The sequence below is a fragment of the Gandjariella thermophila genome (assembly GCF_005405885.1).
GTDB lineage: Bacteria > Actinomycetota > Actinomycetes > Mycobacteriales > Pseudonocardiaceae > Gandjariella > Gandjariella thermophila.
In genome coordinates this window covers 69400-84045 of the sequence record NZ_BJFL01000003.1, presented here as the reverse complement: position 1 = coordinate 84045, position 14646 = coordinate 69400, and the positions used below count along the sequence as shown (strand labels likewise).

General features: G+C 71.9%; 17 protein-coding genes. 13 read left to right on the top strand and 4 right to left on the bottom strand.

Going from position 1 to position 14646, the window contains the following annotated elements:
• Window positions 1-4: 4 nt before the first annotated feature.
• Window positions 5-835: an inositol monophosphatase family protein gene (locus FFT21_RS04280; protein WP_225978082.1), complete on the top strand. Its 831-nt coding sequence runs from the start codon at window positions 5-7 to the stop codon at window positions 833-835.
• Between the two features lie 89 nt (window positions 836-924).
• Here the strand turns inward: FFT21_RS04280 and FFT21_RS04275 are convergent, their stop codons facing one another.
• Window positions 925-1116, bottom strand: coding sequence for a DUF1918 domain-containing protein (locus tag FFT21_RS04275; RefSeq protein ID WP_137812432.1), 192 nt, complete (start codon window positions 1114-1116; stop codon window positions 925-927).
• A gap of 268 nt (window positions 1117-1384) precedes the next feature.
• Here FFT21_RS04275 and FFT21_RS04270 point away from each other — a divergent pair, with 268 nt between their 5' ends.
• A complete protein-coding gene (locus FFT21_RS04270) occupies window positions 1385-1954 on the top strand; it encodes an HhH-GPD-type base excision DNA repair protein (protein WP_137812431.1) in 570 nt (189 codons plus the stop codon).
• Window positions 1955-2018: 64 nt separating this feature from the next.
• Here the strand turns inward: FFT21_RS04270 and FFT21_RS04265 are convergent, their stop codons facing one another.
• On the bottom strand, window positions 2019-3122 hold the full coding sequence (locus tag FFT21_RS04265; RefSeq protein ID WP_137812430.1) for a J domain-containing protein: 1104 nt from the start codon (window positions 3120-3122) through the stop codon (window positions 2019-2021).
• Between the two features lie 111 nt (window positions 3123-3233).
• On the bottom strand, window positions 3234-4067 hold the full coding sequence (locus FFT21_RS04260) for a metal-dependent hydrolase (RefSeq protein WP_137812429.1): 834 nt from the start codon (window positions 4065-4067) through the stop codon (window positions 3234-3236).
• Between the two features lie 206 nt (window positions 4068-4273).
• On the opposite strand from FFT21_RS04260, the gene FFT21_RS04255 reads away from it, so the two are divergent.
• The 7 genes from FFT21_RS04255 to FFT21_RS04230 all read left to right on the top strand — a co-directional run bounded on the left by FFT21_RS04255 (window position 4274) and on the right by FFT21_RS04230 (window position 8444).
• Window positions 4274-5491 carry an NADP-dependent isocitrate dehydrogenase gene (locus tag FFT21_RS04255; protein WP_137812428.1) on the top strand — a complete coding sequence of 406 codons (1218 nt, stop codon included), beginning with the start codon at window positions 4274-4276 and terminating at the stop codon, window positions 5489-5491.
• Window positions 5492-5646: 155 nt separating this feature from the next.
• Window positions 5647-5991: a hypothetical protein gene (locus FFT21_RS04250; protein ID WP_137812427.1), complete on the top strand. Its 345-nt coding sequence runs from the start codon at window positions 5647-5649 to the stop codon at window positions 5989-5991.
• A gap of 248 nt (window positions 5992-6239) precedes the next feature.
• Entirely contained in the window at window positions 6240-6515 is a 276-nt protein-coding gene (locus FFT21_RS04245) for an SH3 domain-containing protein (RefSeq protein WP_137812426.1), read from the top strand.
• Between the two features lie 45 nt (window positions 6516-6560).
• Window positions 6561-7355 (top strand): exodeoxyribonuclease III, encoded by a 795-nt coding sequence (locus tag FFT21_RS04240; RefSeq protein ID WP_137812425.1) that lies wholly within the window; start codon window positions 6561-6563, stop codon window positions 7353-7355.
• A gap of 155 nt (window positions 7356-7510) precedes the next feature.
• Window positions 7511-7684, top strand: coding sequence for a hypothetical protein (locus FFT21_RS28745; RefSeq protein ID WP_153816532.1), 174 nt, complete (start codon window positions 7511-7513; stop codon window positions 7682-7684).
• 84 nt (window positions 7685-7768) lie between these two features.
• The gene (locus FFT21_RS04235) at window positions 7769-8026 is read left to right on the top strand and encodes a ribbon-helix-helix protein, CopG family (protein ID WP_137812424.1); all 258 of its coding nucleotides are present in this window, start codon (window positions 7769-7771) and stop codon (window positions 8024-8026) included.
• Window positions 8013-8444, top strand: a complete 432-nt coding sequence (locus tag FFT21_RS04230) for a type II toxin-antitoxin system VapC family toxin (RefSeq protein WP_137812423.1) — start codon at window positions 8013-8015, stop codon at window positions 8442-8444. Before FFT21_RS04235 ends, FFT21_RS04230 begins: the two co-directional genes overlap by 14 nt.
• 106 nt (window positions 8445-8550) lie before the next feature.
• On the opposite strand, the gene FFT21_RS04225 is transcribed toward FFT21_RS04230, so the two are convergent.
• Window positions 8551-9246, bottom strand: coding sequence for a Clp protease N-terminal domain-containing protein (locus tag FFT21_RS04225; protein WP_137812422.1), 696 nt, complete (start codon window positions 9244-9246; stop codon window positions 8551-8553).
• A 116-nt stretch (window positions 9247-9362) separates the two neighbouring features.
• Between FFT21_RS04225 and FFT21_RS04220 the strand changes: the two genes are divergently transcribed.
• The 4 genes from FFT21_RS04220 to yhjD all read left to right on the top strand — a co-directional run bounded on the left by FFT21_RS04220 (window position 9363) and on the right by yhjD (window position 14645).
• A complete protein-coding gene (locus FFT21_RS04220) occupies window positions 9363-11903 on the top strand; it encodes a bifunctional FO biosynthesis protein CofGH (protein WP_137812421.1) in 2541 nt (846 codons plus the stop codon).
• Between the two features lie 236 nt (window positions 11904-12139).
• Window positions 12140-12445 (top strand): hypothetical protein, encoded by a 306-nt coding sequence (locus tag FFT21_RS04215; protein WP_225978081.1) that lies wholly within the window; start codon window positions 12140-12142, stop codon window positions 12443-12445.
• 61 nt (window positions 12446-12506) lie between these two features.
• Window positions 12507-13547, top strand: coding sequence for a tryptophan--tRNA ligase (trpS, locus tag FFT21_RS04210; protein ID WP_137812419.1), 1041 nt, complete (start codon window positions 12507-12509; stop codon window positions 13545-13547).
• A gap of 48 nt (window positions 13548-13595) precedes the next feature.
• Window positions 13596-14645, top strand: coding sequence for an inner membrane protein YhjD (gene yhjD / locus FFT21_RS04205; protein ID WP_225978080.1), 1050 nt, complete (start codon window positions 13596-13598; stop codon window positions 14643-14645).
• The last annotated feature ends 1 nt before the right edge of the window (window position 14646 follow it).

The window sequence follows — 14646 nt, the reverse complement described above, 5'->3', positions numbered from 1 at the left end:
GAACGTGATCAGCGCGAACCCCGAACACATCAACTGGCCGGTGCCCGAGCCGGAACTCCCGGCGGAGGTGCACCCCGCGCTCGCCGAGGCCGTCCGGGCGGCGGCCACCGCGTACCGGGCGGCACGGCACACCCACAGCAGGGCGGCGCTGGCCGAGGAGGTCGCGGACGGCGCCGACGGCACGCCGACCATGCGGGTGGACGCCCTGGTCGAGGACGCCATCGCCGAGGCGGCCGCGCGCAACGGGGTCAACCTGCTCAGCGAGGAGGCCGGCTACCTCGACCACGGCTCGGCGACCACGCTCGTGGTGGACCCCGTGGACGGCTCGGCGAACGCGGCCGCCGGGGTGCCGCTGTGCGCGTTCGCCGGGGTGGTGCTCGCCGACGGCACGCCGGCCGAGGCGGTCACCTGCTGGCTGGACACCGGGCGGTGCTGGTGGACGCGCGCCGGCACCGAAAGTACCTACCGGACGAGCGGCCGGACCGACCTGGCCGGCGCCTCGGTGAACCTGCTCCGCCCCAAGGCGAACACGCTGCCGGCGTGGCAGCGGGTCGCCCGGGTCGCCGGCCGGGTGCGGGCGCTGTCCACCTCCTGCCTGGAGGCCGCACTGGTCGCCGAGGGATCGGTGGACGCCTTCGCCGACCCCGGCTCGGACACGCACCGCATCGTCGACCTGGCCGCCGCCATGGTCACCGTGCCCGCGGCCGGCGGCGTGGTGCTGGACGTGCACGGCCGTCCGCTGGAGTTCGCGATGGACGTGACCCGCCGCTGGTCCGGCGTGGTGGCGGCGACCCGGCCGCTGGGCGAGCAACTGATCGCCACGATCCTCGGCTGACTCGGTCGGGCAGCACCACCCGCCGGACCGTACGGCGGCACGCGGCGCGCGCACCCGCCCGTGACCACCCACTTCCGCCGATCTGGGCGTCAGGACTCCGCGCGCGGCTCGACGATCGAGTCCGGGCCGGGGAAGATCAGTCCCTCGCGGCCATCCGGGTAGCGGACCACGTACGGCGGTTCGCCGTCCTGGCCGCGCACCTCGATGATCTCCGCGAACTGCTCCTGCATACCCACCGTGCGTCCGTGCACGTGCAGCTTGTCACCAACCGTCGCTCGCATGTCGTACACCTCCGCAGCCTTAGGTTAGCCCTTGTGGGGGCAGCCGCCATGCCTCAATCGGCGTCTCCCGGCGGCGAGTACCCGCCCGGGTGAGCGGGACGCCGCCACTCGTCTTCCGTCCCGTGGTACCACCCCTCGCCGTGACCCTGCCGAACCCCCCGTCTCGGTCGCGTCCGCGCCGGATCTGATGGGGTGTCCGGTTGCCGGTAGGTGCGACGCGGCCCCGGCTCGCTTCGGGACCGCCCCCGCTCATGACATGCTGGCCCCCATGGCACGAAGCCTGCACCTGACCGGCGACGCGGACGCCGACGCGCTCCTGTCGAAGGACCCGTTCGCGCTGCTGACCGGCATGCTGCTGGACCAGCAGATCGCGATGGAGGTCGCCTTCGCCGGGCCGAAGAAGATCGCGGACCGGATGGGCGGGTTCGACGTACACCGGATCGCCGAGTGCGATCTCGACGAGTTCGTCGATCTGTGTGTCACCAAACCGGCGATCCACCGCTACGGCGGCGCGATGGCTCGGCGGGTGCACGCACTCGCCCGGCACATCGTCGAACGCTACGACGGGCAGACCGAGCGGATCTGGACGGACGGCGAGCCGGACGGTCGAGAGGTCCTCAAGCGGCTCAAGGCACTGCCCGGCTACGGCGACCAGAAGGCCCGGATCTTCCTCGCCCTGCTCGGCAAGCAACTCGGCGTGCGGCCAGACGGCTGGCGCGAGGCGGCCGGCGCCTACGGTGAGGAGGGCTCGCACCGGTCGATCGCCGACGTCACGAGCGCCGAGTCACTCGCCGAGGTCCGCGCGTTCAAGAAGGCCGCCAAGGCAGCGGCGAAGTAGGCCGCCCCGGCCCGCGGACCACGCCGGTCCCGACCATGCTGGCGCGGCGGCGCGGCCGCCCTCGCTACGACACCACCTGGCCGAGGACGGTACGGAACGCGTCACGGTCCACGGTGGCGGGTTCGGCGGCCAGCCACGCCCCCACCTCCCGGACGAAGCGTTCCGCGTGCATCGGCGGCACCGGCGCCTCGGCCGACTCGTCGGTGGTGATCTCGCCCGGTCGGCTGGGATGGACCAGCGCCACCCCGCGCACCTCGACGCCGGGCAGCAGCGCGCGGTAGGCGTCCACCGCCTTGGGCAGCCGGATCGCGCCGCCGCGGAACGGGTGGCCGTTGCGCCACAGCCCGCCGGCGCCGTCCGCGGCGTAGTGCCCCGGCAGCCACCGCTTCGACTCCACCAGCACCAGCCGCCGCCCGCACAGCACGGCGTGGTCCACGTCGGCGAACACCGAGCCGGGCAGGGCCAGCCCGTGGAAGATCCGGACGCCGGGCAGTGCGGTGAGGTAGCCGCCCAGCAGCCGGGCGGTGAGCCGCTCGGCCACCTCGGTGCCCGGCCGGCCGAACACCAGGCGCCCGCCGAACTCGGCGACGAACGCCCGCGCCGAGCGGGCGTCCGCGAGGTGCCGCCGGAGCAGCGCGAACAGCGCGCCGGCGCCGGCGACCAGCAGCCCCAGGCAGATCAGCAGCAGCGGCAGCGGCAGGTCGATCGCGAGCACCGCGGCCACCAGCACCAGCCACCCGCCGAGGCTGGCGGCGATCGGTACCCGGCCGGGGCCGGTGCGTGGCAGGTAGTGCACCGGGTCGTCCGGCTCGACCGCGTGCCACCACGCGACGGCCTCCCGGCTGAGCCGGGGCAGCACGGGCACGAAGTCCGGGTCGTCGCCGAAGTCCCGCCGGCGGCTGGCGGTGCGCGGCACCGGCACGGTCACCGGCCGCGGCCGTACGCCGGCGGACGCGGCCCGCAGCCGTGCGGTGGCCCGGTCGTACTCGGCGCGGCGCGCCGGGTCACGCAGCGTCTGGTACGCCTGCTGGAGCAGGTGGAACCGCTCCGTGCTGCCACCGACGTCCGGGTGCGCGGCCTTCGCCCTCGCCAGGTAGGCGGACCTGATCTCCGCCGCGGACGCGCCACGTTCCACGCCGAGCAGCTCGTAGTAGTCGACCACGCGCACGCTCCCCGCCCACCTCCGGCACCGCGCCTGCGCGGCAACGATATGCGGTCACCCGCCGGTGGCCCGCGCATCCCCGTGCCCGACGCGCCGCACCCGTCCCGGCGGGTGCCCTCAGGTCGGGAGCAGCGAGAACCGGTCCAGCCAGGGCAGCATGCCGAGCCGGTGCAGGGTGGCGGCGGTCAACCACACCGCGAGCAGGCTCAGCCCGGGCAGCACCACCATCAGCTCCACGCTGCCTCCGGTGCGCATGCGCAGCGCCTTCGGCGGCGCCACCGGGAACCACGTCTTGCCCAGCACCGGCAGTGGCCACAGCATGGGGCAGCCCTGCTCGGTGATCGCGTCGCCCAGGTAGTGCGCCACGCATCCGGTGATCACCGCGATGCCGCACCATTCCGCCTGCCCGGGCGCGAGCGGGGTGAGCCAGCGCCAGCAGACCCAGGTCAGCCCGGCGGTGACCAGGGTCACCGCCAGCGCGTCGCCGCGCGGCGTCCACTCGTGCAGCAACCCCCGAACGGCCAGCCCGCAGAACACGAACAGCAGCGCGGGCAGCGCCCAGCGCTGGTTGGCGTTGATCACCGCGATGGTGGCGAGCCCGGCGAAGAAGCCGAACACCAGGGTGTGAGTCAGCCCACGGTGGCCGCCGTGCCGGTTGGCGTCCTTCCGGGTCCGGGTGGCCCGGTAGACGGCGTGGCTGAGGGTGTGCATGCCGCGGGAGGCGACCTCGCTCACCGCGCCGAAGGTGCGGGCGATGGTGGACTCGGGGTGGTCGATGTCGGGCAGCAGGGCCGCCCCGGTGGCCAGTGCCGCGCCCACGGCCCAGGTCTGCACGGACAGCGGCAGGCCGGCGTGCCCGACGGCACCGGAGGCCGTTCCTGAGACGCCGGCCAGGCACACCCCGCTCCAGGCCAGCAACCCGCTCATGGCGTGCGTCGGACCCGTCGCCACCCTCGCCCCCTCGCGCGTGATCCACTCGATCCGGCGAGGACACTATGTGATCGTGCCCGGGGAGCGTGGCAGGCGCGCCACCTCGTGCTGGTGAGCGTTCCCACGTCGAGCGTCGCCCAACTCGGGGACCGATCACGAAAAGTTACCAGTACGCTTGTCTTACTTGCGGTATCGCGAGAGCAACGCGAGAGGAGCCCCGCGCCGACATGGCCAAGATCAAGGTATCGGGCACCGTCGTCGAGCTCGACGGCGACGAGATGACCCGGATCATCTGGCAGTTCATCAAGGAAAAGCTGATCCACCCGTACCTGGACATCAACCTGGAGTACTACGACCTTGGCATCGAGCACCGGGACGCCACCGACGACCAGGTGACGGTCGACGCGGCGAACGCCATCGCCAAGCACGGTGTGGGCGTCAAGTGCGCGACGATCACCCCCGACGAGGCTCGGGTCGAGGAGTTCGGTCTGAAGAAGATGTGGCGGAGCCCGAACGGCACCATCCGCAACATCCTCGGCGGCGTGATCTTCCGCGAGCCGATCGTCATCTCCAACATTCCCCGCCTGGTACCAGGCTGGACCAAGCCGATCATCGTCGGCCGCCACGCGCACGGCGACCAGTACAAGGCCACCGACTTCAAGGTGCCCGGCCCCGGCACGGTCACCATCACCTACACCCCCGCCGACGGCGGCGAGCCGATGGAGTTCGAGGTCGCCCAGTTCCCGGAGGGCGGCGGCGTCACGCTCGGCATGTACAACTACCGGAAGTCGATCGAGGACTTCGCCCGCGCCTCGTTCCGCTACGGCCTGGACCGTGGCTACCCGGTCTACATGTCCACCAAGAACACGATCCTCAAGGCCTACGACGGCATGTTCAAGGACGTGTTCCAGGAGATCTTCGAGAACGAGTTCGAGGCCGAGTTCAAGGAGCGGGGGCTCACCTACGAGCACCGGCTGATCGACGACATGGTGGCCGCCGCCCTGAAGTGGGAGGGCGGCTACGTCTGGGCATGCAAGAATTACGACGGCGACGTGCAGTCCGACACCGTCGCCCAGGGCTTCGGCTCGCTCGGCCTGATGACCTCGGTGCTGATGACCCCGGACGGCAAGGTGGAGGCGGAGGCCGCGCACGGCACGGTGACCCGGCACTACCGCCAGCACCAGCAGGGCAAGCCGACCTCGACCAACCCGATCGCATCCATCTTCGCCTGGACCCGCGGCCTCCAGCACCGCGGCAAGATGGACAACACTCCCGAGGTCATCGACTTCGCCGAGAAGCTGGAGCAGGTCTGCATCGAGACCGTGGAGAGCGGCAAGATGACCAAGGACCTGGCACTGCTGGTCGGCAACGACACTCCGTGGCTGACCACCCAGGAATTCCTCAACGCGCTGGACGAGAACCTGCAGAAGAAGGTCGCCGTCTGAGGTCAGGACGTCGCGCGTCCGTCGAGGGCCGGTCACACAGCGTGGTGACCGGCCCTTGTGTATCCGCCCGTCCGGGGGGCGATCACGCCTCTTTCACACACGGCTGGCAGGATCGCGCTACGTTCGGGCTACATCCGAGTGTCGAGGAGGGCGTCGTGGTCTCGTGGTTCCGCGTGGCGGCGTGCGCCGGTGCGCTGACCATGGCCGGGTTCGTGGGTTCGGCCGCCGCGTGCGTGCACAGCCACCACGACACGACGTACGGCAAGGTCGCCCGCCCGGGCTACGAGGTCTCCGCCCGGCTGCTCGACCTGCGCCCCGGCTCGCTGCGCAGGTTCCGCTCCGAACTTCGCCCCCACCACCGCCGGACCACCCCGGCGCCGCCCACCGCGCCCGGCCCGCCGCGCGTCCCCGCGCCGCCTTCCGCCGGCACCGGCGCGCCCCTGGAGAAGGCCGCCGGCATGTCGCCGCTGGTGAACCAGCCGGCACTCCGCCGGGAGTAGGTCACCCTTCGAGGGTCGCTCGCGCGGGTGAGCGCGGGTGAGCGCGGGTGAGGTGGTGGCCGTTCCGCCGCCCCCGCGTTCCCCGAATCGTGCCGGTTCGGTCGTGCCGGTCGGGTGGTCTTCGGTCCGGCCGGTTTCGGACCGGCCTGGTTCCGGTCATCCCGGACATGCCCGGATTGTCCGGGTCTACGGCACTTCGCAGGGGGGCGAGTGTCATGTTCGGTCTGCCGATCCGACCCTTGATCGTGGTGGGCGCCGTTGCCGCCGCGTGGTACTACACCGGCGGCCACCTGTTCGACGCGCTGGAGCGGGCGCTGGACGCCGGCCAGTGCCAGGTTCGCATCGACGCTGACGTGCTCAACGTGCGCTCCGGCCCGGGCACCGGCTGGCGGGTGGTGGGCACGTACCCGCGCGGCGCGACCACCACCGCCGACCCGATCACCTGGAACGGCTTCCGCCGGCTCGGCGAGGGCCGCTGGTCGGCCAGCCGGTACCTCGTCCCGCTGCCCGGCGCGCGCTGCTGAGCCCGCGGCGGTCGCCTGTCGGTGGCCGCGGTTAGCCTGCGAGGCGTGCTGACCGTCTCCACCGTCAACGTCAATGGGCTGCGCGCCGCCGCCAGGAAGGGCTTCGTGGAGTGGCTGTCCGCCACCCGAGCGGATGTGGTGTGCCTGCAGGAAACCCGCGCCGAGCTGGACCAGCTCCCGGGACACCTGCGGCAGCCGGACGGCTGGCACCCGGTGTTCGCGCACTGCGAGGTCCGCGGGCGCAACGGCGTCGGGCTGCTTACCCGCGAGGCGCCCGGCGCGGTGCGGATCGGATTCGGCGACCCGGAGTTCGACGGCAGCGGCCGCTACGTCGAGGTCACCTTGCCCGGGCTGGTGGTGGCCAGCCTCTACCTGCCCAGCGGCGACGTCGGCACACCCCGGCAGGAGGAGAAGGAGCGGTTCATGGCGTCCTTCCTGCCCTACCTGGTGGAGTTGCGCGAGAAGGCCACCGCCGGCGGCCGCGAGGTGCTGGTCTGCGGCGACTGGAACATCGCCCACCGCGAGGTCGACCTGAAGAACTGGAAGGCCAACCGCAGGTCCTCCGGCTTCCTGCCGGAGGAGCGCGCCTGGCTGGACCGCGTCTTCGGCGACGTCGGCTACGTCGACGTGGTCCGCCGCCTGCACCCCGATGTCGCCGGCCCCTACTCGTGGTGGTCCTACCGCGGCAGGGCATTCGACAACGACTCCGGCTGGCGCATCGACTACCACGTCGCCACTCCCGGGCTCGCCGAGCGCGCGGTGCGTGCGGTGGTGGAACGCGCCCCCAGCTACGACACCCGCTGGTCCGACCACGCCCCGGTCACCGTGACGTACCAGTGAAGCTCACGGGCCCGGCGTGGCCAGCCTGCCGTGCCCCCGCAGGTACCCACGGCGGTGGTGGCCACCTTGCCCGGTACTCCGGTGCGCCGCCGACTCGGACGCCTACCGGATCGAGACAAACCCCCGGCCCGCCACACCTTGGCGAGTTTTCGGCCGTGACGTCTTCGCGGGCGGAACTGGCCGTCGTCCTGTGGCAAACCCAGTGGGCACTGGACGCCGTGGCCCACCAGCTGCCGACTGGGCAGACGACGGCCGAGGGCTGCATGGAACTGGCGACGATCCAGGAACAGGTGGCCGCGCTGCCGCGAGCCATGGCGTTGCGCGGCTGAGGGCAGAGTTGGGCGCCCGGCTCGATGGGCGATGCTGCGCCATGGCGTCATCTTGATGCTCAGGGGTGATGCTAAGATGTCGACGTGCGAACCACGATCCGCATCGACGACGAGCTTTACCGCGAGGTGAAGGCGAGGGCCGTCCGTTCCGGGCGCACCGTGGCCGCGGTCCTCGAGGACGCGGTGCGGCGTGGTCTCAACCCACCTGAGCAGCGGTCCGGAGCCCGCTACACGGTCCGGCCGACAGGCCGCGGAGGCCTTCGGTCCGGCGTGGACCTTTCCTCCAACGCCGCTCTCGCCGAGGTGATGGACGAAGGCACGTCGGTCGATGCTCAGCGTTGATGTCAACGTTCTCGTTTACGCCCACCGCGCGGACCTCCCTGAACATGCGGAATATCGTCCGTTGCTCGAGCGTCTCGCCAACGACGACGAGCCTCTCGGTCTGCCGGATCTCGTGCTCAGCGGCTTCATACGAGTCATGACCAACCGTCGGGTCTTCACCGAGCCGGCGAGTTCGGACGAGGCGTGGCAGGCGGTTGACGCGTTGCTCGCGGCGCCCGCGGTGATGAGGCTTGCCGCAGGAGAACGTCACTGGACGCTGTTCCAGCAACTCGCGCACGACATCGATGCGCGTGGCAATGACATTCCAGACGCCTACCTGGCCGCGTATGCGCTTGAGCACAACGCGACCTGGCTGAGCGCTGACCGCGGCTTCGCGCGCTTCAAGCGACTGCGCTGGAGCCATCCGCTGGATCTGTAACACCCTGATCATCTGGGCAGGCGAGGCCGCCTGGCTGATGCCGATGGAGCGCTGGGGCTGGCCGGGCCGGGGCGCTGCGCGCCGGGCGCCCGCGGCCGGGCCAGGATCAGTCTTTGCCGGTCAGCCGGGCGATGCCGGCCAGCACGTCGGCGCGGACGGTGTCGTAGTCGAAGCCGAGGTCGGCGAGGACGCGGGCGGCGACGCCGCCGGGGTCGTGGAACAGGCCGAGCAGGAGGTGCTCGGTGCCGACGAAGTCGTGGCCGAGTTCGGTGGACCGGCTGTGCGCCTGCTCCAGCGCCTCCTTGGCGCGCGGGGTGAACGGGATCTTCCCGGGCGAGGTCTCTCCGCCTGGCGGCATGGCGGCATCCACGGCGCGCTCGATCTCCGCCAGGGAGTCGACGTGGCCGGCGAGCACCTGGGCGGCCAGCCCCTCCGGCTCGCCGAGCAGACCGAGCAGCAGGTGCTCGGTGCCGATGTAACTGTGCTTGCGGGCCCGGGCGCGTTCCTGGGCGAGCACGACGGCGTGCCGGGCGCGGGGCGTGTACTTCCGGAACACCTCGGGCGACCAGCGCTGCTGCACCGCCTGCTTGGACACCCCGAGCGCGTCACCGATCTGGCTCCAGGTGGCGCCGGACTCGCGGGCTCGGGTGACGAAGTGGCCGACGAGCTGGTCGCCGAGGTTGTCCAGGGTGTCCGCGACTAGTTGCGCCATCGAGACCTGTTCCAGCGCCGTGGCCTGCGGGTTGGCCTTCTCGACGCGGGTGATGAGGTCGCCGAGGTTCATGTCGAGTGGGCTGCTCATGCGTCAAGCCTGGCTTGACGACGGCGTGGTCGTCAAGAAGGAATTGACGACATACCGGACTGTGCGCCGAATCACGACACTGCTGCACATCGGAGCAAGCTCCTAGGCTCGACGGCGTGCCACGCGACATCAGCATCACGCCGCCCGAGCCGAAGCCGAGTGACGCCGCACTGCGCAGGGCGCTGCGCCGCGCCGGCGACGGGGCGACGCTGGACGTCACCGAAGCGGCCGTGCTGCTGCACGCCCGCGGTGACCACCTCGACGAGTTGCTGGCGATCGCCGGGCGGGTGCGGGACGCGCACCTGGCCGCCGAGGGCCGCACCGGCGTGCTCAGCTACAGCAAGAACGTCTTCATCCCGCTCACCAGGCTGTGCCGAGACCGTTGCCACTACTGCACGTTCGCCACCGTGCCGCACCGGCTGGACGCGCCGTACCTGGAGACCGACGAGGTGCTGGAGATCGCCAGGCAGGGCGCGGCCAACGGGTGCAAGGAGGCGCTGTTCACCCTCGGCGACCGGCCGGAGGAGCGGTGGCCGGCGGCCAGGGAGTGGCTGGAGGCGCGCGGCTACGCGTCCACATTGGACTACCTGCGCGCGTGCGCGGTGGCGGTGCTGGAGGAGACCGGGCTGCTGCCTCACCTCAACCCGGGCGTGCTGAGCTGGGAGGAGCTGCAGCGGCTGCGGCCGGTGGCACCGAGCATGGGGATGATGCTGGAGACCACCGCCGAGCGGTTGTGGTCGCAGCCGGGCGGCCCGCACTACGGCAGCCCGGACAAGGAGCCCGCGGTGCGGCTGCGGGTGCTCGCCGACGCCGGCCGGGTCGGCGTGCCGTTCACCACCGGCATCCTCGTCGGCATCGGCGAGACGCTGACCGAGCGGGCCGAGTCCCTGTTCGCCATCCGAGCCAGCGCCCGGCAGTACCGGCACATTCAGGAAGTGATCGTGCAGAACTTCCGGGCCAAGCCGGACACCGCGATGCGCGGTGTGCCCGACGCCGACCTGCACGACCTGGCCGCCACCGTGGCCGTGGCGCGGTTGCTGCTGCCGCCCGGGGTGAGCGTGCAGGCTCCGCCGAACCTGGTCGGCGACCAGCACGACCTGATGCTGCGTGCCGGCATCGACGACTGGGGCGGCGTCTCCCCGGTCACGCCGGATCACGTCAACCCGGAGCGGCCCTGGCCGCAGCTCGACGCGCTGACCGGGTGGACCGAGCAGGCCGGGTTCGACCTCCGCGAGCGGCTCACCGCCTACCCCCGGTTCGTGCACGGCAAGGCCGCCGGGCAGTGGGTGGACGTGCGGCTGGCCGAGCACGTCGCCGCGCTGGTCGACCCGGACACCGGGCTGGCGGCGGACACGGTGCCGGAGGGCCGGCCGTGGCAGGAACCGGACGGCGGGTTCGACACCACCGGCCGGGCCGACCTGCACACCGCGATCGACACCACCGGCCGGAGCGCGGACCGTCGGGGCGACTTCGACAGCGTCTACGGCGACTGGGACGCGCTGCGCGACACCACCCGACGCGTCGGCGCACCCGAGCGGCTGACCGGCGACGTCGCGGCGGGGCTGCGGATCGCCGGGGACGACCCGGCCGCGCTACTGGATGAGGCCAACGCGGATGCCGCGCTGGCCCTGCTCACCGCGGACGGCCCGGCGCTGGAGACGCTGACCCGGCTGGCCGACGAGTTGCGGGCCGAGGTTGTCGGCGACGACGTCACCTACGTGGTCAACCGGAACATCAACTTCTCCAACGTCTGCTACGTGGGCTGCCGGTTCTGCGCGTTCGCCCAGCGGGAGCGGGACGCCGACGCGTACCGGCTGTCCGTGACCGAGGTGGCCGACCGGGCGGACGAGGCATGGCAGGCCGGCGCCACCGAGGTATGCATGCAGGGCGGCATCGACCCGAAGCTGCCGGTCTCCTACTACGCCGACATCGTGCGGGCGATCAAGGCCCGGGTGCCCGGCATGCACGTGCACGCGTTCAGCCCGATGGAGGTGGTCAGCGCGGCGGCCAAGGCCGGGGTGAGCGTGGCCGAGTGGCTGACCGAGCTACGCGACGCCGGGCTGGACACCATCCCGGGCACCGCGGCCGAGATCCTTGACGACGAGGTGCGGTGGGTGCTGACCAAGGGCAAGCTCCCCGCGTCCACCTGGATCGACGTGGTGAGCACCGCACACCGGCTGGGCATCCGGTCCTCGTCCACGATGATGTACGGGCATGTCGACCACCCCGGGCACTGGCTGGCCCACCTGCGCACCATCGCCCGGGTGCAGGACGACACCGGCGGCTTCACCGAGTTCGTGCTGCTGCCGTTCGTGCACCGCAGCGCGCCCATCTACCTCGCCGGGATCGCCCGGCCCGGTCCCACCCGCCGGGACAACCGCGCGGTGCACGCGATGGCCCGGTTGGCCCTGCACGGGCGGATCCCGAACATCCAGTGCTCCTGGGTGAAGCTCGGCGACGAGGGAACCACGGAGATCCTCCGCGGCGGCGCCAACGACCTGGGCGGCACCCTGATGGAGGAGACCATCAGCCGGATGGCCGGCTCCGAACACGGCTCGGCGCGGACCGCCGAGCAACTGCACGGCATCGCCGCGCTCGCCGGCCGCCCGGCCCGGCAGCGCACCACCACCTACGGCGAGATCGGCGTGTCGACGTGACGGCGGCGCCGCTGCCAGGAAGGATGCCGAGAAAGACACCCCCCCTGATCGTCTCGGCACGATCGGGTTAGTCTCTGGCTCGTCGAGATCGAGACTGCGAAGCGCAGCCTCCGGTATTGACACGTTCGGTAGTTTTTTCGCTCATAGGCAGCCATGGCATCACCCAGAAGTGTGATGTTGTCATCCCTGTGGGAGGCGGACCGGTGCGCAGCCTGGTGGCCCGGTGGAGCGCGAGCATGGGCACGGTTGTCGGCACGGTGGCGGTCCTGGTGGCCGCCGGCACCGGCACCGCGAGCGCCGCGCCGGAATCGTCGCTGTTCGCCGTGCAGACCCACATGCGCCTGGGCATCACCGGTCCGGTCGGCATGATCGCCATCCTGCTCGGCGTGGGCGGGCTGGTGTTCGGCCTGGTCAGGCACCGCCGCGCGGCGCTGGCGCGTAGCGCGGCCGAGGCCAGGCAGCGGGCCGCGGAGGGCGTCCGGCAGGCCACCGCCGGCGGCGTCGGCGCGACCGCCGCCGAGCAGTTGCCCACCCAGGTGTAACCCCTTCCGGGCGGAAAACCCCGTTGCCGGCCCACCCCGCCGGCCTGGGACAATTCGGGACGTGTCCACCCAGCAGACGTCCAGCGAAGGTAGCGCCCGCAAGCCGCGCGTGCTGTCCGGTATCCAGTCCACCGCCGACTCGTTCCACCTCGGCAACTACCTCGGCGCGCTCCGGTACTGGGTGGACATGCAGCAGGACAACGAGGCGTTCTACTTTATCGCCGACCTGCACGCGATCACCGTCGAGCACGACCCGAAGTTGCTGCGGGAGCGGACCCGGCGCTCGGCCGCCCAGTTGCTCGCCCTGGGCATCGACCCGGAGCGGTCCACGCTGTTCGTGCAGAGCCAGGTGCCGGAGCACGCGCAGCTCTCCTGGGTGCTGGAGTGCCTGACCGGGTTCGGCGAGGCCAACCGGATGACCCAGTTCAAGGACAAGTCGGCCAAGCAGGGCGCCGACCGGGTCAGCGTCGGCCTGTTCACCTACCCGGTGCTGCAGGCCGCGGACATCCTGCTCTACCAGGCGGATGCCGTGCCCGTGGGTGAGGACCAGCGGCAGCACCTGGAACTCACCCGCAACCTGGCGCAGCGGTTCAACAGCCGGTTCGGCAAGACCTTCGTGGTGCCCGGCGCGCACATCGTCAAGGACACCGCGAAGATCTACGACCTGCAGGAACCCGGCGCGAAGATGAGCAAGTCGGCCTCGTCGCCCGCCGGGATCATCGAGCTGCTGGACGACCCCAAGGTGTCCGCGAAGAAGATCCGCTCCGCGGTCACCGACACCGGCCGGGAGATCGTCTACGACCCGGAGACCAAGCCCGGGGTGAGCAACCTGCTGGTGATCTACTCCGCGGTGACCGCCCGGACGGTCGCCGACCTGGAGCGGGACTACCAGGGCAAGGGCTACGGCGACCTGAAGAAGGATCTGGCCGCCGTGCTCACCGACTTCCTCACCCCGATCCGCGAGCAGGTCCGGTCCTACCTGGACGACCCGGCCGAGCTGGACAAGGTGCTCTCGCGGGGCGCGGAGCGGGCCCGCGAGGTGGCCTCGGCGACCCTGCGCCAGGTGTACGAGCGGGTCGGGTTCCTGCCGCGCGCGGAGTGAGGCCACCCCGAATTGCGGCTTGATCGGCAGGATGGCTAACGTCCTGGCGTGGTCAACCCGACCCGGCGCGTGGCCGAGCGCGTCCAGGAGGCCGAGGCGCGGTTCGACCGGTTGCGGCGCAGGTACCCCTGGCTGGACCACCTGAAGCGGGCGGCGGACTCCTACAACCTCCACTACGGCAACCACTACGCGGCCGCGATCGCGTATTTCAGCGTGCTCTCGCTGTTCCCGCTGCTGATGATCGCGTTCTCGGTGACCGGCTTCGTGCTGGCCAGCCAGCCGCAGTTGCTGCACCAGCTCCGGGTGAGCATCACCGCGACGGTGCCGGGCACGCTGGGCGCCGAGGTGAACGGGATCGTGGACCAGGCGATCGCCTCCCGCGAGGCGGTCGGCGTGATCGGCCTGCTGGTCGCCGGGTACTCGGGTATCGGCTGGATGGGCAACGTCCGCGACGCGCTGACCGCGCAGTGGGGGCAGGAGCGCCCGCAACTGCCGTTCCTGCGCACCGCGCTGCGGGACCTGGCGGCGCTGGTCGCGCTCGGCGTCGCCCTGGCGGTGTGCTTCGGGCTGACCGCGACCGGCACCGGTGCCGGCGCCACGGTGCTGCGCTGGGCCGGGCTGGCGGGCTCCGGCTGGGCGCGGGCGCTGCTGCTGGTGCTGACCGTGCTGCTCGCCCTCGCCGCCAACTGGCTGCTCTTCCTCTACGCGCTCACCCGGCTGCCGCGCGAGCCGGTGACGCTGCGCAGCGCGATGCGCGGCGCGCTGGTGGCCTCGGTCGGCTTCGAGGTGCTCAAGCAGCTCGGCGCGGTCTACCTGCGCGCGGTGACCGGCTCGCCGGCCGGAGCCGCGTTCGGGCCGATTCTGGGCGTTCTCGTGTTCGCCAACCTGGTCGCCCGCTTCCTGCTCTACGTGACCGCGTGGATGGCCACCGCCCGGGAGAACGTGCTGCTCCGCCCGGTGCCGCCGCCCCCGCCGGCGGTGATCCGGCCGATCGTGCGGGTGCGGTCCGGGCCGGACGGCCGCACCGCCGCCGGACTGCTCGGCCTCGGCGTGCTCGCCGGCCTGCTGCTGTGCCGCGGCTCCCGCCGGCGCCGCTAGC

Bases quoted from the DNA above. Each gene is read 5' to 3' on its own strand.
- FFT21_RS04275 (WP_137812432.1), bottom strand. From the start codon at position 1,116: ATGCGAGCGACGGTTGGTGACAAGCTGCACGTGCACGGACGCACGGTG.
- FFT21_RS04270 (WP_137812431.1), top strand. From the start codon at position 1,385: ATGGCACGAAGCCTGCACCTGACCGGCGACGCGGACGCCGACGCGCTC.
- FFT21_RS04255 (WP_137812428.1), top strand. From the start codon at position 4,274: ATGGCCAAGATCAAGGTATCGGGCACCGTCGTCGAGCTCGACGGCGAC.
- FFT21_RS04230 (WP_137812423.1), top strand. From the start codon at position 8,013: ATGCTCAGCGTTGATGTCAACGTTCTCGTTTACGCCCACCGCGCGGAC.
- FFT21_RS04225 (WP_137812422.1), bottom strand. From the start codon at position 9,246: ATGAGCAGCCCACTCGACATGAACCTCGGCGACCTCATCACCCGCGTC.
- FFT21_RS04215 (WP_225978081.1), top strand. From the start codon at position 12,140: ATGGGCACGGTTGTCGGCACGGTGGCGGTCCTGGTGGCCGCCGGCACC.